Consider the following 19,487-nt stretch of genomic DNA (forward strand, 5'->3'; position numbering starts at 1 on the left):
TGCACTGGCTTTTAACACACTGTTGAGTTCTCAAGAAACGGACGCGTACTTCCTCACCAGAACCCGTTCCCGGATCCCCGCTCGGAGGCGTTCATCTCGTCTTCTTAATCTTAGCAGGCCCGCCGATTTCGTGTCAAATCCGGAGACTTGAACAAACCGGACCAAACCTGCCTAGGATTGGACGCCTCGTTTCCGAGGCAACCCTCGTAACTTACCGTGTCATCCGGAACCTGTCGAATCAACCGATTATTCGGCGTGCTTCAGGCACCAGAGGACAACCCATGCCAAAGCGCGTAGAAGCGCCTCGACCGAGGTGGCTTGTCATCTCAAGGGGCTTGTCCTGGGGCCCGTCCGCCTGATCGGCGTCCGGCTCGCTCCCGGGGACGAAGTGAAAGATTAGGTCGCGATCCGCGACACGTCAAATCGCCGTACGGCAAGCATGGCGGAACGCGGGATGGCGGTGCTCGTCACCCGTGCTGCGCGAGCCGTCGTCGACGAAGGCTCGCCCGCAGCCGGGGCGGATGGCGACTGGCTGTGGGAGGGAGTGATCGGCGAGTTCGGGGACGGGGCTGGGGAAGCGCGGTTAGGGGTGAGAGTCAGGCCAGCTCGGATGGCGGAGCCGGCGGGGTGGGGTGGGTCGTTCGGACGCTCTGGGGGCGGGGAGCGGGACGGTCTGCGCCGCTTGCCGCTCTGAGGTGCGGGGTTGTGTTCGGCGGCTGGGCTTCAGCGCGTTCGTTACGAAGGCGGTGACCGGCGTGTGGAGGCGGTGGGGAGGCCGGGACGCCGACCTGGTTGTTCGGACGGCTGCAGGGTTCAGAGTGCAGGGCGGGGGTTCTGAGGGACGCGTATTCTGCCCCGGTGACCACTGCCGCCACACTTGCCCCCTCAGTCCGACCTGCGACCCGTCTGCGTTCCTCTGCCTCTTGGTGGATGGCTTTGGTCGCGGGGGCGGTGGCGTTCTCCGGGACGGGGGCGGCCACCCTGAACGGTGACGAGTTGGCCACCATCAGCGCGGCTTCCCGTTCGCTGGCGGGGTTGTGGGAGCTGGCCAGGAACATCGACGGGCACTTCCTGCCGTACTACCTGTTCATGCACTTCTGGGTTAAGGCCGGCACGGCTGAGCTGTGGCTGCGGCTGCCGTCGGCGGTGGCGATCGGGGTGGCGGCCTGGTTCCTCGCGAACCTCGGAAGGCGCCTGCACAGTGTGCGGGCGGGGGTGATCGGGGCGGCGCTGTTCGCGATCCTGCCGTCCGTCTCCTATTACGGGGCTTTCGCCAGGTCCTACGCGTTCGCGGCGGCCGCGGTGGTGTTCTCGTTCTGGGCGCTGCACCGGGCGGTGGTACGTCCGGGCGGGGGGCGGTGGGTGACGTACGGGGTGGCGGTGGCGCTGGTGTGCTGCACGCATCTGTTCGCGGTGCTGGCGCTGCCCGCGCACCTCGCCCTGGTGCGGCGTGGGGTGCTGGTGCGGATGGCGGTGGCGCTGGGGATCGGAGGTCTGCCCGCGGTCGTGCTGGGACTGGTCGGGTTCGGGGAGCGGCACGCGATCAGCTGGATCCCGCAGCGGGGGCCGGAGGTGTGGCTCAAGTTCCCGAAGATGGCGGCGGGCTCGACCGGGGCCGGGGTGCTGCTGTTCGTGGTCGCGCTGGCCGGCGCGGTGGTGCTGTGGAAGTCGACGGCGGGCCGTGATCGGATGCGGGACGGCGGCAGCGGGTCGGCACTGCCTGATCAGGTGTGGGGGCATGGTGACGGTTCCGCAGCCTCTGGCCAGGCGTGGGGGGACGGTTCCGCAGCCTCTGGCCAGGCGTGGGGGGACGGTTCTGCGGCGTCTGGCGGAGTGCGGGGGGATGGTGGTGGTTCGGCGGGGCGGGATCTGGGGGCCGGAGAAGGTCGGCGGTGGGCGGTCGCGGGGGTGGGGTGGCTGGTGTTGCCGCCGCTGCTGCTGCTCGCGGTCTCGCAGCTGGTGACACCGGCGTACGTGGACCGGTACCTGTTCGTGACGGCGCCGGCGCTGGCGTTGCTGGCGGGGGTGGCCGTGGCGGGGGTGCCGCGGTTCCCGGTGCCGGCGGGGGTGGCCCTCGTGCTGGGGGGGGGCCTGCTCGCGGCATCCAACCAGGTGACGGTACGCGAGGAGAACGGGCGGTTCGAGAACATCCCGTGGGCGTTGCGGGTGGTCAAGGCGGAGCCCGAGGACGCGATCGTGTACGGGCAGAGCCAGCTCCGGGCCGGGTTCGAGTACTACGCGGACGCGGCGATGCCGGACGACGTGCTGAAGACGGGTGACGTGCCGGACGCCGACGGGTTCGGCTACCCCGAAAGGTCGGAGGTCGCGGCGGCGTTGAAGGGGCGCGATCGGGTCTGGGTGGTGTGGCGGGGCACCAAGCAGGCGGGGTTGCAGGGCGACTCCGTGCCGCGGGTGGCGCAGGTGAGGCAGGCGGGGTTCGAGCCCGTGTCGGTCAAGCATTCGGCGGATCTGCCGGGGCTGACGGTGGCCCTGTTCGAACGGAAACCAGAACGGAAACCGGAACGGAAACCAGCGCGGACCCCGACGCGGACATCAGCCCGAAAGTAGGACGGGCGGGGCATCCCGGCGGCCCGCTTCGCCATGCGGCAGTGGGCCTCGCAGGGCTCGCCTCGCCATACGACAAGTGGACCCCGCAGGGTTCGTCCAGATATACGGAAGGCGGGCCCCGGAGGACCCGCCTCGCCATACGACAAGTGAACCGCGCAGGGCTCGTCCAGGCATACGGAAGGCGGGCCCCGGAGGGCCCGCCTCGTCGGTCGGGATCAGGCGACCTCGACACCGCCGATCGACTTCTTGCCGCGGCGCAGGACCATGAACCGGCCCGCCAGCAGGTCGGACGCCTCGGGCACGTACGCCTCGTCAGTGATCTTGACGTTGTTCAGGTAGGCGCCGCCCTCCTTGACCGCGCGCCTGGCCGCCGACTTCGACTCGACCAGCCCGCTGTCGGCCAGCAGGTCGACGAAGGACGCGCCGAGTTCGGCGACGGTGGCCTTGGGGACCTCCGCCAGGGCGGCCTCCAGGGTGGCGGCGGGCAGGTCCTCCAGCGAACCCTGTCCGAACAGCGCCTTCGACGCGGCCATGACCGCTTCCAGCTCGGCGCGGCCGTGGAGCAGCTCGGTGAGGTCTTCGGCCAGCGTGCGCTGGGCCTCGCGGGCGAAGGGGCGCTCGGCGACCGCCTTCTCCAGCTCTTCGATCTCCTCGCGGCTGCGGAACGTGAACACCTTCAGGTAGTGGATCACGTCGCGGTCGTCGGAGTTGAGGAAGTACTGGTAGAAGGCGTACGGGGAGGTCATCTCGGGGTCGAGCCAGAGCGCGCCGCCCGCCGTCTTGCCGAACTTGGTGCCGTCGGCCTTGGTGATCAGCGGCTGGGTCAGGACGTGCACGTGGCCGCCCTCGATGCGGCGGATCAGGTCGGCGCCCGCCGTGATGTTGCCCCACTGGTCGCTGCCGCCGATCTGCAGGGTGCAGTTGTAGCGGCGGAACAGCTCCAGGTAGTCGTTGGACTGCAGGATCTGGTAGCTGAACTCGGTGTAGCTGAGCCCCTCGCCCGCGAGCCTGGCGGAGACCGACTCCCTGGCGAGCATGCGGTTGACCGGGAAGTGCTTGCCGATGTCGCGCAGGAAGTCGATGGCGCTGAGCTCACCGGTCCAGTCGAGGTTGCTGACCAGGCGGGCCGGGTTGGACTCGGCGTCGAAGTCGAGGAACTTGCCGACCTGGCCGCGCAGGCGCTCCACCCACTCGGCGACGATCTCGCTGGAGTTGAGGGAGCGCTCGGTGTTGCGGCCGCTCGGGTCGCCGATCAGGCCGGTGGCCCCGCCGACCAGGCCGATCGGGTTGTGCCCGGCGAGCTGCAGGCGGCGCAGCGTGAGCAACGGCACGAAGTGGCCGATGTGCAGGGACGGCGCTGTGGGGTCGAAACCGGAATAGACCGTGATCGGTGCCTTGGCCATGGACGCGCGCAGGGCGTCGAGGTCGGTGGACTGGGCGATCAATCCTCGCCACGCGAGGTCGTCGATGATGTCGGTCACGGTGATGTGGCTTCCCTGAGTCGGAGTCGGTGCCTTTAGCCTGCCCGATCGGTGTGCCGGCGCGCCACTTGGATACGCTCGGTGTCCATGTGGAGGGTCCGTCGCGAGCTGGCCGTTTTCAAGATCTTAGGGGCTCTGGCGTGCGCCGGGCTCGCCGTCTTCTGGTGGGTGGCCGGGGACGTGCGCGGGGTGATCCTCGCGGTGCCGGCGGCCGTGCTGGTGGGCGGGATGGGGCTGCGCGACGTGCTGGTGCCGGTGCGGCTGTCGGCCGACGCCGACGGGATCACGGTGGTGCACGGGTTCGCCGGCCGGCGGCACGTGCCGTGGGCGGCGATCGAGGACGTCACGGTGGACGTGCGCAGGCGGTTCGGGTTGCGCAGCGAGATGCTGGAGATCGACACCGGCGACCACCTGCACGTCTTCAGCGCTCACGAGCTGGGTGTCTCCCCCACGGAGGTGGCCGCGGAGCTGCGCCGGCGCGGCACGTGAGCGCGGTACGGCGAGACGGTCGGGTCGCCGTCGATCCAGAACCGCCACGGGGTCTCCTTGGCGGTCGAGACGCCGGTGCGCGGGCCTGACCGGATCGTGTCCGGGTCGGCCGGGCGGCCTTCGAGCACGGCGGCCGACCCGTGGGGCAGGCCGGTGAGCCAGGTGGCGTGCTGCGGCCCCTGGCCGGTGAGCCAGGTCGCGTGCTCCGGCCCGTGGCCGGAACGCCCCGGGTCGCCGGGATTCCCGAGGTTCCCGGTGAGGGGGCGCAGGGCGGCGGGCGAGCCTTCCCAGATCGCGTCGAGGCCGTTGTGCTCGCGCAGCAGGCCCAGCGCGACGGCCAGCCGGGCGGGCCCGCGGGCGAGATCACGGTCCGGCAGCCGTGCGCGCCGGCCGGCGGCCGGGGTGCGGCGGGCGCGGGCGTCGTCCAGGCCGGCGACGATCTCGCCGGCGCGGACCAGCACGGCCGAGCCGTGACCCTCGGGCAGGCAGACGAGGTTCGCGCAGAAGTGCATGCCGTAGGTGAAGTACACGTACAGGTGGCCGGGCGGGCCGAACATGACGGCGTTGCGGGGTGTCCTGCCGCGGTAGGTGTGGGCCGCCGGGTCCTCGCCGGGGCCGCCGTACGCCTCGACCTCGGTCAGGCGGACGGCGACCGGGCCGTGCACGAGGACGCGGCCGAGCAGGTCGGGCGCGACCTCGTGCGAGGGCCGGTCGAAGAAACTCCGCGGCAGCGGCGCGGCGCTCAGTTGCCCGAGGCCCATGCCGCCTGCGCGTCGACCGCCTCGCGCAGGGCGACGAGCTGGTCGCGTACGCGGTCGGGCGCGGTGCCGCCGTGGGCCTTGCGGGCCGCCAGCGCGCCGGGCACGTTGAGCACGTCGCGGACGTCGGGCGTCAGGTGCGGCGAGACCTTGGCCAGCTCGTCGTCGGTCAGGTCGCCGAGGTCCTTGTCGTTGACCTGGCACCAGACCACCAGGTGGCCGACGGCCTCGTGCGCGTCGCGGAACGGCACGCCGCGCCGCACCAGCAGCTCGGCCAGGTCGGTGGCCAGGGCGAAGCCGTCGGGGGCCGAGGCCTCCATGCGGGCGGTGTTGACGCGCATGGTCGCGACCAGCCCGGCCATCGCGGGCAGGACGAGCAGCAGCGTGTCGACCGAGTCGAACACCGGCTCCTTGTCCTCCTGCAGGTCGCGGTTGTAGGTCAGCGGCAGGCCCTTGAGCGTGGTGAGCATCGACATGAGGTTGCCGATCAGGCGGCCGGACTTGCCGCGGGCCAGCTCGGCGACGTCGGGGTTCTTCTTCTGGGGCATGATCGACGAGCCGGTGGAGTAGGCGTCGTCCATCTCGATCCAGCGGAACTCCTGCGAGGCCCACAGGACGATCTCCTCGCCCAGCCGCGACAGGTGCACGCCGATCATCGCCGCGTCGAACAGGAACTCGGCGGCGAAGTCGCGGTCGGCGACGGCGTCCATCGAGTTGGGCGCGGCGGCGGAGAAGCCGAGCTCCTCGGCCACGGCCTGCGGGTCGAGCGGCAGCGAGGAGCCCGCCAGGGCGCCGGAGCCGAGCGGGGAGACCGCGGCGCGCTTGTCCCAGTCGGTGAGGCGGTCGATGTCGCGGGTGAAGGCGTGGACGTGGGCCAGGAGCTGGTGGCCGAAGGAGACGGGCTGGGCGTGCTGCAGGTGCGTCATGCCCGGCGCGGCGGTCTCGGCGTGCTGCTCGGCCTGGGCCATCAGCGCGGTCTCCAGCTCGACCAGGCGGGAGACGATGCTGCGCACGTGGTCGCGGAGGTAGAGGCGCAGGTCGGTGGCGATCTGGTCGTTGCGGCTGCGGCCCGCGCGCAGCTTGCCGCCGAGCGAGCCGAGCCGCTCCAGCAGGCCGCGCTCCAGCGCGGTGTGCACGTCCTCGTCGGCCACGGTCGGGCGGAACTCGCCCGCCTTGCAGGCGGCCTCCAGGTCGTCGAGCGCGCCGATCATGCGCTCGAGCTCCTCGTCGCTCAGCAGCCCCGCCCTGTGCAGCACGCGGGCGTGCGCCCTGGACGCCGCCAGGTCGTACGGCACCAGCCGCCAGTCGAAGTGCACGCTCACCGACAGCCGGGCCAGCGCGTCGGACGGACCGCTCTCGAAGCGCCCGCCCCACAGCCGCATCGGCTTGCCATCACTCACCGTCATCTCCTCCATTTCCCACGCGACCATAGTGCAACTCAGCCCTTCTTTGCGTCAGGGGCGGCCGCGATCCCGGCGACCGGTTCAGCCACGCCGGTCCGCCACGCGCAGCAGCGCCTCGGCGACGGCCTGGCCGCCCGCCGGATCCCGGCTGATGACGAGGATCGTGTCGTCGCCCGCCACCGTGCCGAGGATCGACTCCCAGTCGGCGTGGTCGATGGCGGAGGCGAGGAACTGCGCGGCGCCCGGCGGGGTGCGGACCATGACCAGGTTGGCCGAGGCCTCGGCGGCCACCAGCAGCTCCTCGGCGATGCGGTGCAGCCGCGCCGCCGGGGTCTCGCCGCCGCCGCCCGTCCTGGTGAGCGGGATGCGGTCGCCGCCCTCGCCGGGCAGCGCGTACACCAGGGAGCCGTCGTCGGCGCGCAGCTTGAGCGCGCCGAGCTCGTCCAGGTCGCGGGAGAGGGTGGCCTGGGTGACCTCGACGCCGCTCTCGGCCAGCAGCTTGGCCAGCTCGGGCTGGGAGCGCACCGCCTTGCGCTGCAGCAGGTCGGTGATCTTCGCCTGCCGCGCGGCCTTGGTCATCGGGATGGTCATCCCCGGGTCACCAGCCAGTGGAGCAGGGCCTTCTGGGCGTGCAGCCGGTTCTCCGCCTGGTCCCACACGACGCTGGCCGGCCCGTCGAGGACGTCGGCGGTGATCTCCTTGCCGCGGTAGGCGGGCAGGCAGTGCAGGACGATCGCCTCGGGCGCGGCGTGCTCCAGCAGCCCCGCGTTCACCTGGTACGGCGCGAACGCCGCCGCCCGCTCCTGCTCGCCGCTCTGCCCCATCGACACCCACGTGTCGGTGGCGATCACGTGCGCCCCCTGGACGGCCGCGGCCGGGTCGGTCATCGCCACCACCGATCCGCCGGTCCTGGCCGCGACGGCGGCGGCCTGGCCGAGGATCACCGCGTCGGGCTGGTAGCCGGCCGGGGCGGCGATCCGTACGTGCATGCCGGCCGTGGCGCCGCCGAGCAGGTAGGAGTGGGCCATGTTGTTGGCGCCGTCGCCGACGTAGGTCAGCGTCAGCCCGGCCGTGCCGCCCAGCCGCTCGCGGACGGTCTGCAGGTCGGCGAGGATCTGGCAGGGGTGGAAGTCGTCGGTGAGGGCGTTGACGACGGGCACCGCCGAGGCGGCGGCCATCTCCTCCACCAGGTGCTGCCCGGTGGTGCGCCACACGATGGCGGCCACCTGGCGGTCGAGCACGCGGGCGATGTCGGCGGTCGGCTCGCCCCTGCCCATCAGCACCGCGACGTTGTCCACGACGAGTGGCAGGCCACCGAGCTCGCCGATGCCGGTGTGGAAGGAGACGCGGGTGCGGGCCGAGGGTTTGTCGAACAGGACGGCGACGGTCTTCGGGCCCTCGAACGGCCGGTAGCCGAACCGGTCCTTCTTCATCGCGGCGGCCAGGTCGAGCACCTCCGCCTGCTCCTCCGGCGTCAGGTCGTCATCCCTCAGGAAGTGTCTGACCTGCGCCGAGTCCGCGCGGTGCCGGGTCACGCCGACGCCTCCTCAAGGATCGCGGGGAACGCCTCGACGAAGGCGTTCACCTCCTCGTGGGTGACCACGAGCGGCGGCGCGAGGCGGACGGCGTCCGGCTGGAGGGCGTTGACCAGGAAGCCCGCCTCGGCGGCGGCCTGCTGCACCCGCGCGGACCGCTCCTCCGAGAGGACCGCGGCCAGCCACAGCCCGCGCCCGCGCACGCCCTTCAGCAGCGGGTGGCGGACCGCCTCCAGGCCGCCGCGCAGCCCGGCGGCGACCGACTTGACGTGGTCGAGGTCGAGATTGTCCAGCACGGCCAGCGCCGCCGCGCACGAGACCGGGTTGCCGCCGAACGTCGAGCCGTGGTCGCCCTTGTCGAACAGCCTGCCGACCTCGCCGAACCCGACGCACGCGCCGATCGGCAGGCCGCCGCCGAGGCCCTTGGCCAGGGTCAGGATGTCGGGGGTGACGCCGTCGGCATGGTGGGCGAACCAGTGGCCGGTACGGCCGATCGCCGACTGGATCTCGTCGGCCACCAGCAGCGCGCCGGTGGCGTCGCAGATCTCGCGGGCGGCCTCGAAGTAGCCCTCGGGCGGCGGGACGACGCCGGCCTCGCCCTGCGTCGGCTCCAGGAACACCGCGATGCAGTCGCCGGTCACCGCCTCCTTGAGCGCGTCGGCGTCGCCGTACGGGACGAAGCGCACGTCGACGGGGAACGGGCCGAACTGGTCGCGGATGGCCTTCTTGCCGGTCAGCGACAGGGCGCCGATCGTCCGGCCGTGGAAGCCGTTCTCGGCGGCCACGAAGTAGGAGCGGCCCTCGCGCCGGCCGTACTTGAGCGCGAGCTTGTAGGCGGCCTCGTTGGCCTCGGTGCCGGAGTTGGCGAAGAAGATCCGGGCGGGCGCGTTGAGCAGGCCGAGCAGCCGCTCGGCGAGCAGCACCTCGGGCTCGTGCAGGAACAGGTTGCTGGTGTGGGCGAGCGTGGCGACCTGCGTGGAGACGGCCTGGACCAGGGCGGGGTGGGCGTGGCCGAGCGAGCTGACCGCGATGCCGCCGATGAAGTCGAGATACTCCTTGCCGTCGACGTCCCAGACGCGGGTGCCCTCGCCGCGGGCCAGGGCGATCGGGGGGACGCCGTAGTTGGGCATGAACGCCTGCTCGAACCGCTCGTGGAGGCTCATGAGGGCATCACCATGGTTCCGATTCCTTCGTTGGTGAAGATTTCCAGCAGCATCGAGTGGGGCACGCGGCCGTCGAGGACGTGCGCCTGGGGCACTCCCCCGCGCACGGCGGTCAGGCACGCCTCCATCTTGGGCACCATGCCGCTGGACAGCGTGGGCAGCAGCTTCTCCAGCTCGTCGGCGTCGAGCTGGTCGATCACGTCGGTGTCGTCGGGCCAGTTGGCGTACAGGCCCTCGACGTCGGTGAGGACGATCAGCTTCTGCGCGCCGAGCGCCACGGCCAGCGCGGCGGCCGCGGTGTCCGCGTTCACGTTGTAGATCTCTCCGTCGGCGCCGACGGCGACGCTGGAGACGACCGGGATGCGGCCGTCGTCGATCAGCGCGCGCACCGCGCCGGGATCGACCTTGACGATCTCGCCGACCTGGCCGATGTCCACCGGCAGGCCGTCGACCAGCGCGGGCTTGCGCTCGGCGGTGAACAGGCAGGCGTCCTCGCCGGACATGCCGACGGCGAACGGGCCGTGCCGGTTGACCAGGCCGACGATGTCGCGGCCCACCTGCCCGACCAGGACCATCCTGACGACCTGCATGGCCTCGGGCGTGGTGACGCGCAGGCCGGCGGTGAAGGTGGACTCGATGCCGTGCCTGTCGAGGGCGCTGCTGATCTGCGGGCCGCCGCCGTGGACGACGACCGGGCGCAGGCCGGCGTGGTGCAGGAACACGACGTCCTCGGCGAAGCCCTCCTTGAGGGACTCGTCGGTCATGGCGTTGCCGCCGTACTTGATGACGACGGTCGCGCCGTGGAAGCGGGTGAGCCAGGGCAGGGCCTCGATCAGGGCCTCGGCCTTGGTGGCCGCGGTGACGGCCCTCACGAGGAGTACGCCGAGTTCTCGTGGACGTACTCGGCGGTCAGGTCGGTGGTGTGGATCGTGGCGCTGTGGCGGCCGGCCGACAGGTCGATGGTGATCGTGACGTCCCGGGGGCGCATGTCGACCTTTGAGCGGTCGTCGCCGACGGAGCCGTCGCGGCAGATCCAGATGCCGTTGATGGCGACGTTGACGCGGTCGGGCTCGAAGGCGGCCTTCGTCGTGCCGACGGCGGCCAGGACGCGGCCCCAGTTGGGGTCCTCGCCGTGGATGGCGCACTTGAGCAGGTTGGAGCGGGCGACGGTGCGGCCCACCTCGACGGCGTCGCCCTCGGAGGCGGCGCCGACGACCTCGACGGCGATCGCCTTGGAGGCGCCCTCGGCGTCCACGAGGAGCTGCCTGGCCAGGTCGGCGCAGACCTCCTGCACCTTCTGCCCGAACTCGGCCAGGTCGGGCCGGACCCCGGCGGCGCCGCTGGCCAGCAGCAGCACGGTGTCGTTGGTGGACATGCAGCCGTCGGAGTCGAGCCGGTCGAAGGTGGTCGCCGTGGCGGCGCGCAACGCCGTGTCGAGCTCCTCGCTGGTCAGGTCGGCGTCGGTGGTGATCACGCAGAGCATGGTGGCCAGGGCGGGGGCGAGCATGCCGGCGCCCTTGGCCATGCCGCCGACCATGTAGCCGTCGGCCCGCTTGAAGGAGATCTTGGAGACGGTGTCGGTGGTGCGGATGGCGTCGGCCGCGGCCAGGCCGCCGTCGCGGGAGAGCTGGCCCGCGGCGGTCTGGACGCCGGTCAGCAGGGCCTCCATCGGCAGCCGCTCGCCGATCAGCCCGGTGGAGCAGACCGCGATCTCGCCGGCGCTGTCGCCGATGACCTCGGCGACCTTCTCGGCGGTGGCGTGGGTGTCCTGGAAGCCCTCGGGGCCGGTGCAGGCGTTGGCGCCGCCGGAGTTGAGCACCACCGCGCGCAGCCGCCCGCCCGCCAGGACCTGCTGCGACCAGAGCACGGGGGCGGCCTTGACGCGGTTGGCGGTGAAGACGCCCGCGGCGGCGCGGCTGGGCCCGTCGTTGACGACGAGGGCCAGGTCGCGGGCGTCGCCGGACTTGATGCCCGCGGCGATGCCCGCGGCCCGGAAGCCCAGTGGGGCGGTGACACTCATGGAGCAACTCCTGTCAGGGGAAGGCCGAGCTCTTCCGGCAGGCCGAGGGCGAGGTTGACGCTCTGGACCGCGCCTCCGGCCGTGCCCTTGGTGAGGTTGTCGATGGCGATGACGGCGACCACGCGGCCGGCGCGCTCGTCGAGCGTCACCTGGAGGGCGGCGGTGTTGGCGCCGTAGGTCATGGAGGTGGCCGGCCAGACGCCCTCGGGCAGGAGCCGGACGAACGGCTCGGCCTTCAGCGCGACCTCGTAGGCGGTGCGCAGCGACTCGCGGGTGAGGCCGGGGGCGGCGGGGGCGGTGCAGGTGGCCAGGATGCCGCGGCTCATGGGGGCCAGCGTGGGGGTGAAGGAGACGCGTACGGGGGCGCCGGCGACGGCGGACAGCCCCTGCTCCATCTCGGGGGTGTGGCGGTGGACGCCGCCCACGCCGTACGCGCTGACCGAGCCGATGACCTCGCTGCCCAGCAGGTGGGCCTTGACCGCCTTGCCCGCGCCGCTGGTGCCGCTGGCGGCCACCACGACGACGTCGGGGCCGGCCAGGCCCGCGGCGAAGGCGGGCCACAGGGCCAGCAGCACCGAGGTCGGGTAGCAGCCGGGGACGGCGACGCGCCGGGCCGCCTTCAGCACCTCGCGCTGGCCGGGCAGCTCGGGCAGGCCGTAGGGCCAGGTGCCGGCGTGGTCGCCACCGTAGAACTCCTGCCAGGCCGCGGGGTCGGCGAGCCGGTGGTCGGCGCCGCAGTCGACCACGATCGTGTCCTCGCCGAGCTCGGCGGCGACGGCGGCGGAGTGGCCGTGCGGCAGCGCGAGGAAGACCACGTCGTGCCCGGCGAGCACGCCCGGCGTGGTCTCCTCCAGGACGCGGTCGGCGAGCTGCGGCAGGTGCGGCTGGTGGGCGCCGAGCGGGCTGCCGGCGTTGGAGGCCGCGGTGAGCGCGCCGATCTCGAACTCGGGATGGCCGAGCAGGAGGCGGAGCAGCTCACCTCCGGCGTAGCCGCTGGCTCCCGCGATCGCTGCTCTCATCCCGACCCTCCTGCATAATTATGCACCCTGTCTCATGACCTTGCTTGTGAAGATGATGCACTCAAGAGGATGATTATGCAAGCCGGGACGGCCCGCGCCGGTGACAGGTCCATGTCCCAGTCCTTTCCAGGCCAATCCCAAGTGGCGGGCGGGATGCTGCGGGCATGAGCGACTTCCTGCCCGATCTCACCTTCGTCACCCCGTCGCGCGGGCCCGGTCCCGGGCCGTTCGGGCGCGCCGTCATCGTGCTGCTGTGGGTGGGGATCTGCGTGCTGCCGGCGGTGCTGTCGGTCCAGGACTTCCGGCTGGCCACCGGGCGGACCGGCACGCCCGGGACGCTGACCGTGCTCTCCTGCGCCGACCTGGGCCAGGGGCGTTACGACTGCAAGGGGCGGTTCACGCCCGACTCCGGGGGCCCGTCCGTCCCGGTGGACGCCTCCCCCGACTCCACGGCGGGCGACGTGACGCGGGCGCAGCTCACGCCCGAGGGCGACCGGGCGGCGCCGGCCGGGACCAGGGGCGTGCTGGCCGCGATGGCGCTGCCCGCGGTGGGGCTGGGCGGGATCGGGTTCCTGCCCTACGTGCTGCTCTACTGGGCCGGGGCGGGGCGGCGGGCCAGGCGGGCGGCCGTGGCGGCGGGAAGCGTGGTCACCGCCGCCGGGGCGCTGCTGATGGTCGTGGGGGTGGTGGCGGCCTACTCGTGAGGCCGCCACCCGGGCTCACCTGAGGAAGGCGGCGGCGACGCCCGCGTCCACCGGGACGTGCAGGCCCGTGGTGTGGGTCAGGTCGGAGCCGGCGAGCGCGTAGACCGCGGCGGCCACGTGCTCGGGCAGGACCTCGCGCTTGAGCAGGGTGCGCCGGGCGTAGAACTCGCCCAGGCGCTCCTCCTCCACGCCGTACACCGCCGCGCGGTTGGCGCCCCAGCCGGAGGCGAAGATGCCCGAGCCGCGCACCACGCCGTCGGGGTTCACTCCGTTGACGCGGACGCCGTGCTCGCCCAGCTCGGCGGCCAGCAGGCGGACCTGGTGGGCCTGGTCGGCCTTGGCCGCGCCGTAGGCGACGTTGTTCGGCCCGGCGAAGACGGCGTTCTTGGAGGAGATGTAGACGATGTCCCCGCCCATCGCCTGATCGATCAGCACCCGGGCGCATTCGCGGGAGACCAGGAACGAGCCGCGGGCCATCACGTCGTGCTGCAGGTCCCAGTCGTCCAGGCTGGTCTCCAGCAGGGAGCGCGACAACGACAGGCCGGCGTTGTTCACCACCAGGTCCACGCCGCCGAAGGCGAGCACGACGGCCCGTACGGCGGCCACGACCTGATCCTCGGACGTGACGTCCACCTCCACGGCAACCGCGACGTCGGACGCCCGGTAGGCCGAGGCCCCGATCTCGGCGGCGACCTTCCCCGCGGCGGCCCGGTCGCGGTCGGCGAGCACCACGCACGCGCCCTCGGCGGCCAGCCGCCGCGCGGTCGCCGCGCCGATGCCCGAGCCCGCCCCGGTGACCAGCGCCACCCGCCCGGCCAGCGGCTTGGGCTTCGGCATCCGGCGCAGCTTGGCCTCCTCCAGCTCCCAGTACTCGATCCGGAACTTCTCCGACTCCGGGATGGGCGCGTAGGCGGAGACGGACTCGGCGCCGCGCATGACGTTGATCGCGTTGACGTAGAACTCGCCGGCCACGCGGGCGGTCTGCTTGTCCTTGCCGAAGGAGAACATGCCGACGCCGGGCACCAGCACGATCGCCGGGTCCGCGCCGCGCATCGGCGGCGAGTCCGGGGTGGCGTGGCGCTCGTAGTAGGCGGTGTAGTCGGCGCGGTAGGCGGCGTGCAGCTCGCGCAGCCGGGCGACCGCCTGGTCCAGGGACGCGTCCGGCGGCAGGTCCAGCACCAGCGGGGCGACCTTGGTGCGCAGGAAGTGGTCGGGGCAGGACGTGCCGAGCGCGGCCAGGCGCGGGTGCTCGGCGCGGGAGAGGAAGTCCAGCACCTCCGGGGTGCCGGTGTAGTGGCCGACCTGCCGCGCGTCGGTGGAGGCCAGCCCGCGCACGACCGGGAACAGCGCGGCGGCCCGCGCGTGCCGTTCGTCCTCGGGCAGCGGCTCGTGGAGCACCGGCCCGAACGGGTCGGGGCGGCCGTTGGCGGCCAGGTACTCCTCCGCGGTGCGGATGATCTCCAGGGAGCGGGCCTCGCACTCCTGCGAGGTGGCGCCCCAGGCGGTGATGCCGTGGCCGCCGAGCACGCAGCCGACGGCCTGCGGGTTGGCCTCCTTGACGGCGGCGATGTCCAGGCCGAGCTGGAAGCCGGGCCGCCGCCACGGCACCCACACCACGCGGTCGCCGAAGACCCGCCGGGTCAGCTCCTCGCCGTCGCGCGCGGTGGCCAGGGCGATGCCGGCGTCGGGGTGCAGGTGGTCCACGTGGGCGGCCTCGACCAGGCCGTGCATGGCGGTGTCGATCGAGGGGGCGGCGCCGCCCCTGCCGTGCAGGCAGTAGTCGAAGGCGGCGACCATCTCGTCCTCGCGCTCGACGCCGGGGTAGACGGCGGCCAGCGCGCGCAGGCGGTCCAGGCGCAGGACGGCCAGGCCCGCCTCCCTGAGCGTGCCGAGGTCGCCGCCGGAGCCCTTGACCCAGAGCAGGTCGACGTCCTGGCCGGTGACCGGGTCGGCGGCGCGGCCCTTGGCGGAGGTGTTGCCGCCGGCGAAGTTGGTGTTGCGCGGGTCGGCGCCCAGGCGGTGGGAGCGGTCCAGGAGCTCGTTGATGACGTCCATGGTGGTCAGGCCCCCCAGCCGGCCTGCGTGCCGCCGACGCGCTCGGCAGCGATTTTCTCGAAATATCCGGACTTGGCGTACGCAGCCATCGGGTCGGGCGCGAGGCCCGTCTCCTCGCGCAGTTCGGCGAGCAGCGGCCGCACGTCGGTGTTGTAGGCGTCCATCAGCACGGCGTTCGCGCCCAGCACGTCTCCCCCGGCCTGGGCGGCGGCCAGCGCGTCCCGGTCGACGAGCAGCGCCTTGGCCGTGGCCTCCTGGACGTTCATGACCGAGCGGATCTGGCCGGGGATCTTGGGCTCGATGTTGTGGCACTGGTCGAGCATGAAGGCCACGCCCGCCGTCAGCCCGCCGCCGCGCACGACCTCGTACATGATGCGGAAGAGCTGGAACGGGTCGGCCGCGCCCACCATGAGGTCGTCGTCGGCGTAGAAGCGGGAGTTGAAGTCGAAGCCGCCGAGCTTCCCCTCGCGCAGCAGGAACGCCACGATGAACTCGATGTTGACGCCCGGCGCGTGGTGGCCGGTGTCCACGACGACCTGCGCCTTGGGGCCGAGCCTGAGGCAGTGGGCGTAGGCGGTGCCCCAGTCGGGCACGTCGGTGGTGTAGAAGGCGGGCTCGAACAGCTTGTACTCCAGCAGGAAGCGCCGGCCCTCGCCGAGCCGGGCGTACACCGCGGACAGGGCCTCGGCCAGGCGGTCCTGGCGGGCGCGGATGTCGTCCTGGCCGGGGTAGTTGGTGCCGTCGGAGAACCAGAGCTTGAGGGTGTCCGAGCCGGTGGCGTCCATGATGTCGACGCACTCCAGCAGGTGCGCCAGCGCCTTGCGGCGCACCACCGGGTCGGGGTTGGTGACGCTGCCGAGCATGTAGGCGTCGTCCTGGAAGACGTTGGAGTTGATCGCGCCGATGCCGACGCCGAGCTCGCGGGCGTGGGCGGCCAGGTGGGCGTAGTCGGCCACCTTGTCCCAGGGGATGTGCAGGGCGACCGTGGGCGCGACGCCGGTGTGGGCGTGCACCTGAGCGGCGTCGGCCAGTTTCTCGTACGGGTCGCGCGGCACGCCCCGCTGCGCGAACACCTTGAACCGGGTGCCGCTGTTGCCGTACGCCCACGACGGCGTCTCGATGTGCAGCGCGCGCAGGGCGGCCTTGATGTCAGTGGTCATGACTTCCCGATCAGTCCAGGTGGAACACTTCGTCCGGCGGCCGCATGCCCTCGTCGGGGCGGCCGTCGAGGTCTTCGAAGAAGGGCGCCATCTCGGCCTGCCGGCGGGCGTTGACCTCGGTGGCCTCCATCGCCTTCCTGGCGGCCGCGAAGCCGGCGGTCTCCAGGTAGCCGGCCAGCAGGCCGTCGTCGCACGGTCACCCCTCTTCAAAACGTTTTAATCCATCGCGGAGGAAACTACGATCACACGGGGGCGCTGTCAATGCGTCTCCACGGTCAGATCGGCGGCACTGGCCAACCTCACCGTTGGTACGTTTTAATGTGGCGCCATGGCCATGGTCAGCATCAAGGACGTCGCCGCCCGCGCCGGCGTCTCCCCCGGGACGGTCTCCAACGTCCTGAACAGACCGGCGAAGGTCGCCCCGGCGACCCGCGAACGGGTGGAGGCCGCGATCCGGGAGCTCGGCTTCGTCCGGCACGGCTCGGCCTCCACCCTGCGCGCCGGCCACAGCAGGACGATCGGCCTGAGCGTCATCGACATCGGCAACCCGTTCTTCACCGAGGTCGCCGCCGGGGTCGAGGACGTCGCCAGCGAGCTGGGCTACGCGGTGATCCTCGGCAACTCGGCCGGCTCCCCGGACAAGGAGGAGCGCAACCTGGGCGTGCTGGCCGAGCAGCGGGTGCGCGGCGTGCTGATCACCCCGTCCGGCGAGGACCCGGCCCGGCTGGACCGGCTGCGCGAGCGCGGCATCAGCGTCGTGCTCGTCGACCATCCGGCCCACCGGCCCGACCAGTGCGCGGTCGCGGTGGACGACGTCGCCGGCGGCCGGGCCGCGGTGCGGCATCTGCTGGCCAGGGGCGGGCACGGCCTCGCGTACGTGACCGGCCCGCTGACCATCCGGCAGTGCGCCGAGCGGCGGCGGGGCGCAGCCGAGGCGCTGGCCGCGGCCGGGCTCGACCCCGCCTCGCTGCGGGTGGTCGGGGCGGCCGCGATGACCGCCCGCGCGGGCGAGCAGGCCGCCGCCGACCTGATGGCGGGCGGCCTGCCCGAGGCCGTGTTCTGCGCCAACGACCTGCTCGCGCTGGGCGTGCTGCGGGCCCTGCTGCGCGCCGGGGTGCGGGTGCCCGACGACGTGGCGCTGATGGGCTACGACGACATCGAGTTCGCCGCCGCCTCGGCCGTGTCGCTCAGCTCGATGCGGCAGCCGACGTACCAGCTCGGCCGCATCGCCACCGAGCTGCTGCTGGACGAGTGCGACAACCCGGCCGAGCACGCCCACCAGCACATCATGTTCCAGCCCGAACTGGTCGCGAGGGAGTCCACCCAATGAGCCGATTCGCCGCCGTGGACCTGGGCGCCTCCAGCGGCCGGGTGCTGGTCGCCGACCTGTCGGACGGGCTGGCCACGTCCGTGGTCCACCGCTTCCCCAACGGCCCGGTCCGCCTGGCCGGCCGCCTGCACTGGGACGTCCTGGGCCTCTACCGCGAGATCCTGGCCGGTCTGCGCGCGGCCGGGCCGGTCACCTCGATCGGGGTCGACTCGTGGGCCGTCGACTACGGCCTGCTCGACGAGAGCGGCGCGCTGCTCGGCAACCCGGTGCACTACCGCGACGACCGTACGCGGGGGGTGGCCGGGCAGGTCGCCGAGCTGATCGGGGCCGAGGCGCTGTACGCGGTGTCCGGGCTGCAGGTGCTCCCGTTCAACACCATCTACCAGCTTCTGGCCGACCGGCTCGACGGGGCCGCGACGATGTTGCTCGTCCCCGACCTGATCGGCTACTGGCTGACCGGCGAGATCGGCGCGGAGGTGACCAACGCCTCGACCACCGGCCTGCTCGACGTGCGCACCCGGTCCTGGGCGGTGCCGCTGATCGACCGGCTGGGCCTGCCCGAGGGGATCTTCCCCCGGCTGCGGCAGCCCGGCGAGCCGATCGGCGGCGTCCGCCGCGACGTCGCGGCGGAGATCGGCTTCTCGGCGCCGGTGCGGGCGGTGGCCTCGCACGACACCGCCTCGGCCGTGGCCGCGGTGCCGGCCGCCGGGCCCGCCTTCGCCTACGTCTCGTGCGGCACCTGGTCGCTGGCCGGGGTGGAGCTGGCCGCCCCCGTGCTCACCGAGGCGGGCCGGGCGGCCAACTTCACCAACGAGGCCGGGATCGACGGCACGGTCCGCTACCTGCGCAACGTCATGGGGCTGTGGCTGTTGCAGGAGTGCCTGCGGGCCTGGCCCGGCTGCTCGCTGGACGACCTGCTGGCGGCGGCGGCGCGCGAACGTCCGTTCGCCGCCGTGGTGGACCCCGATCTGCCGGTGTTCCTGCCGCCGGGCGACATGCCCGCGCGGATCGCCGCCGAATGCCGCCGCACCGGGCAGCGGCCGCCCTCGACGCCGGCGGGCTTCGTGCGCTGCGTGCTGGAGAGCCTGGCGCTCGGCCACCGCAACGCGATCCGGCAGGCCATGGAGCTGTCCGGCCGCGAGGTGGAGGTCGTGCACCTGGTGGGCGGCGGGTCGCGCAACGAGCTGCTGTGCCGGTTCACCGCCGACGCCTGCGGGCTGCCGGTCGTGGCCGGGCCGGCCGAGGCGACCGCGCTCGGCAACGTCCTGGTGCAGGCGCGGGCGGCCGGGCTGGTCGCCGACCTGGCCGGGATGCGCGCGCTGGTGGCCGCCACGCAGGAGCTGCGCCGGTACGAGCCGTCCGGCGACGCCGCCGCCTGGGCGGAGGCCGCCGCCCGCCTGGCCTGACGCCAACTGTCCCCCAAATACGCCTTTGACGTGGGACTTCGGGTTTCCTCCTGCCGGCGAAGGGGAGGACCGGGACCGGGGGGGCACGGGCGCCGGGGGGAACGATGCCGAGCAAGGAGCGGGTGCTGCGGCTGCTGTCGCAGGGGCTGGACTACGCCGAGATCGGCAGGTTGCTGGGCGTGCCCGCGGGGCGCGCGTACCTGATCGCGACGGGCGTGCCGGCCGACGGGAGCGACGCGGTGGCACGCCGGCGGGGGCGGCCCGGCCTGCTGGCCGGACGTACCCAGCAGCTGGTCAACCCGCGCGAGGTCGGGCCGGTCGAGCGCGGCGACGTGCGCGCCTGGATGCGCGAGCGGGCCTGGAGCGACCGGCGCATGCGCCGGACGGACGCGTGAG

At 72.8% G+C, this 19,487-nt stretch carries 17 protein-coding genes and 1 pseudogene; 6 read left to right on the plus strand and 12 right to left on the minus strand.

Annotated features, from left to right (window positions below; translation table 11 throughout):
- The first annotated feature begins 930 nt into the window (after positions 1-930).
- Positions 931-2,568 carry a glycosyltransferase family 39 protein gene (locus AB0J76_RS48265; protein WP_352330050.1) on the plus strand — a complete coding sequence of 546 codons (1,638 nt, stop codon included), beginning with the start codon at positions 931-933 and terminating at the stop codon, positions 2,566-2,568.
- Between the two features lie 215 nt (positions 2,569-2,783).
- Here the strand turns inward: AB0J76_RS48265 and tyrS are convergent, their stop codons facing one another.
- Positions 2,784-4,049: a tyrosine--tRNA ligase gene (gene tyrS, locus AB0J76_RS48270; RefSeq protein ID WP_352330051.1), complete on the minus strand. Its 1,266-nt coding sequence runs from the start codon at positions 4,047-4,049 to the stop codon at positions 2,784-2,786.
- An 87-nt stretch (positions 4,050-4,136) separates the two neighbouring features.
- Between tyrS and AB0J76_RS48275 the strand changes: the two genes are divergently transcribed.
- On the plus strand, positions 4,137-4,538 hold the full coding sequence (locus AB0J76_RS48275) for a PH domain-containing protein (protein ID WP_352330053.1): 402 nt from the start codon (positions 4,137-4,139) through the stop codon (positions 4,536-4,538).
- Here the strand turns inward: AB0J76_RS48275 and AB0J76_RS48280 are convergent.
- The 8 genes from AB0J76_RS48280 to argC all read right to left on the minus strand — a co-directional run bounded on the left by AB0J76_RS48280 (position 4,478) and on the right by argC (position 12,436).
- Positions 4,478-5,299: a DNA-3-methyladenine glycosylase gene (locus AB0J76_RS48280; RefSeq protein WP_364394149.1), complete on the minus strand. Its 822-nt coding sequence runs from the start codon at positions 5,297-5,299 to the stop codon at positions 4,478-4,480. The genes AB0J76_RS48275 and AB0J76_RS48280 overlap by 61 nt on opposite strands.
- Positions 5,281-6,702, minus strand: a complete 1,422-nt coding sequence (gene argH / locus AB0J76_RS48285) for an argininosuccinate lyase (RefSeq protein ID WP_352330308.1) — start codon at positions 6,700-6,702, stop codon at positions 5,281-5,283. The genes AB0J76_RS48280 and argH overlap by 19 nt, the downstream gene beginning before the upstream one ends.
- Positions 6,703-6,780: 78 nt before the next feature.
- Complete coding sequence (locus tag AB0J76_RS48290; RefSeq protein WP_352330310.1) at positions 6,781-7,290, minus strand: arginine repressor; 510 nt, start codon at positions 7,288-7,290, stop codon at positions 6,781-6,783.
- The gene (argF, locus tag AB0J76_RS48295) at positions 7,287-8,234 is read right to left on the minus strand and encodes an ornithine carbamoyltransferase (RefSeq protein WP_352330312.1); all 948 of its coding nucleotides are present in this window, start codon (positions 8,232-8,234) and stop codon (positions 7,287-7,289) included. The genes AB0J76_RS48290 and argF overlap by 4 nt, the downstream gene beginning before the upstream one ends.
- The gene (locus tag AB0J76_RS48300) at positions 8,231-9,397 is read right to left on the minus strand and encodes an acetylornithine transaminase (RefSeq protein ID WP_352330314.1); all 1,167 of its coding nucleotides are present in this window, start codon (positions 9,395-9,397) and stop codon (positions 8,231-8,233) included. The genes argF and AB0J76_RS48300 overlap by 4 nt, the downstream gene beginning before the upstream one ends.
- The gene (gene argB / locus AB0J76_RS48305) at positions 9,394-10,269 is read right to left on the minus strand and encodes an acetylglutamate kinase (RefSeq protein WP_364394154.1); all 876 of its coding nucleotides are present in this window, start codon (positions 10,267-10,269) and stop codon (positions 9,394-9,396) included. The genes AB0J76_RS48300 and argB overlap by 4 nt, the downstream gene beginning before the upstream one ends.
- A complete protein-coding gene (argJ, locus tag AB0J76_RS48310) occupies positions 10,266-11,417 on the minus strand; it encodes a bifunctional glutamate N-acetyltransferase/amino-acid acetyltransferase ArgJ (protein ID WP_352326924.1) in 1,152 nt (383 codons plus the stop codon). The genes argB and argJ overlap by 4 nt, the downstream gene beginning before the upstream one ends.
- A complete protein-coding gene (gene argC / locus AB0J76_RS48315) occupies positions 11,414-12,436 on the minus strand; it encodes an N-acetyl-gamma-glutamyl-phosphate reductase (protein WP_352326923.1) in 1,023 nt (340 codons plus the stop codon). Before argC ends, argJ begins: the two co-directional genes overlap by 4 nt.
- A gap of 164 nt (positions 12,437-12,600) precedes the next feature.
- On the opposite strand from argC, the gene AB0J76_RS48320 reads away from it, so the two are divergent.
- The gene (locus tag AB0J76_RS48320; RefSeq protein ID WP_352326922.1) at positions 12,601-13,140 is read left to right on the plus strand and encodes a hypothetical protein; all 540 of its coding nucleotides are present in this window, start codon (positions 12,601-12,603) and stop codon (positions 13,138-13,140) included.
- 15 nt (positions 13,141-13,155) lie between these two features.
- Here the strand turns inward: AB0J76_RS48320 and AB0J76_RS48325 are convergent, their stop codons facing one another.
- The 3 genes and pseudogenes from AB0J76_RS48325 to AB0J76_RS48335 form a co-directional block, all read right to left on the minus strand.
- Complete coding sequence (locus AB0J76_RS48325; protein ID WP_352326921.1) at positions 13,156-15,195, minus strand: bifunctional aldolase/short-chain dehydrogenase; 2,040 nt, start codon at positions 15,193-15,195, stop codon at positions 13,156-13,158.
- 5 nt (positions 15,196-15,200) lie between these two features.
- Positions 15,201-16,355: an L-rhamnose isomerase gene (gene rhaI / locus AB0J76_RS48330; protein WP_352326920.1), complete on the minus strand. Its 1,155-nt coding sequence runs from the start codon at positions 16,353-16,355 to the stop codon at positions 15,201-15,203.
- A gap of 10 nt (positions 16,356-16,365) precedes the next feature.
- Positions 16,366-16,548 (minus strand): annotated as a pseudogene (locus tag AB0J76_RS48335) (L-rhamnose mutarotase); the annotation flags it as partial.
- Between the two features lie 135 nt (positions 16,549-16,683).
- Here AB0J76_RS48335 and AB0J76_RS48340 point away from each other — a divergent pair.
- The 3 genes from AB0J76_RS48340 to AB0J76_RS48350 all read left to right on the plus strand — a co-directional run bounded on the left by AB0J76_RS48340 (position 16,684) and on the right by AB0J76_RS48350 (position 19,486).
- Complete coding sequence (locus AB0J76_RS48340) at positions 16,684-17,685, plus strand: substrate-binding domain-containing protein (RefSeq protein ID WP_352326919.1); 1,002 nt, start codon at positions 16,684-16,686, stop codon at positions 17,683-17,685.
- Positions 17,682-19,091: a rhamnulokinase family protein gene (locus AB0J76_RS48345; RefSeq protein WP_352326918.1), complete on the plus strand. Its 1,410-nt coding sequence runs from the start codon at positions 17,682-17,684 to the stop codon at positions 19,089-19,091. Before AB0J76_RS48340 ends, AB0J76_RS48345 begins: the two co-directional genes overlap by 4 nt.
- Positions 19,092-19,195: 104 nt before the next feature.
- Complete coding sequence (locus tag AB0J76_RS48350) at positions 19,196-19,486, plus strand: hypothetical protein (protein WP_352326917.1); 291 nt, start codon at positions 19,196-19,198, stop codon at positions 19,484-19,486.
- The last annotated feature ends 1 nt before the right edge of the window (position 19,487 follow it).

It is taken from the genome of Nonomuraea sp. NPDC049624 (assembly GCF_040675255.1).
GTDB lineage: Bacteria > Actinomycetota > Actinomycetes > Streptosporangiales > Streptosporangiaceae > Nonomuraea.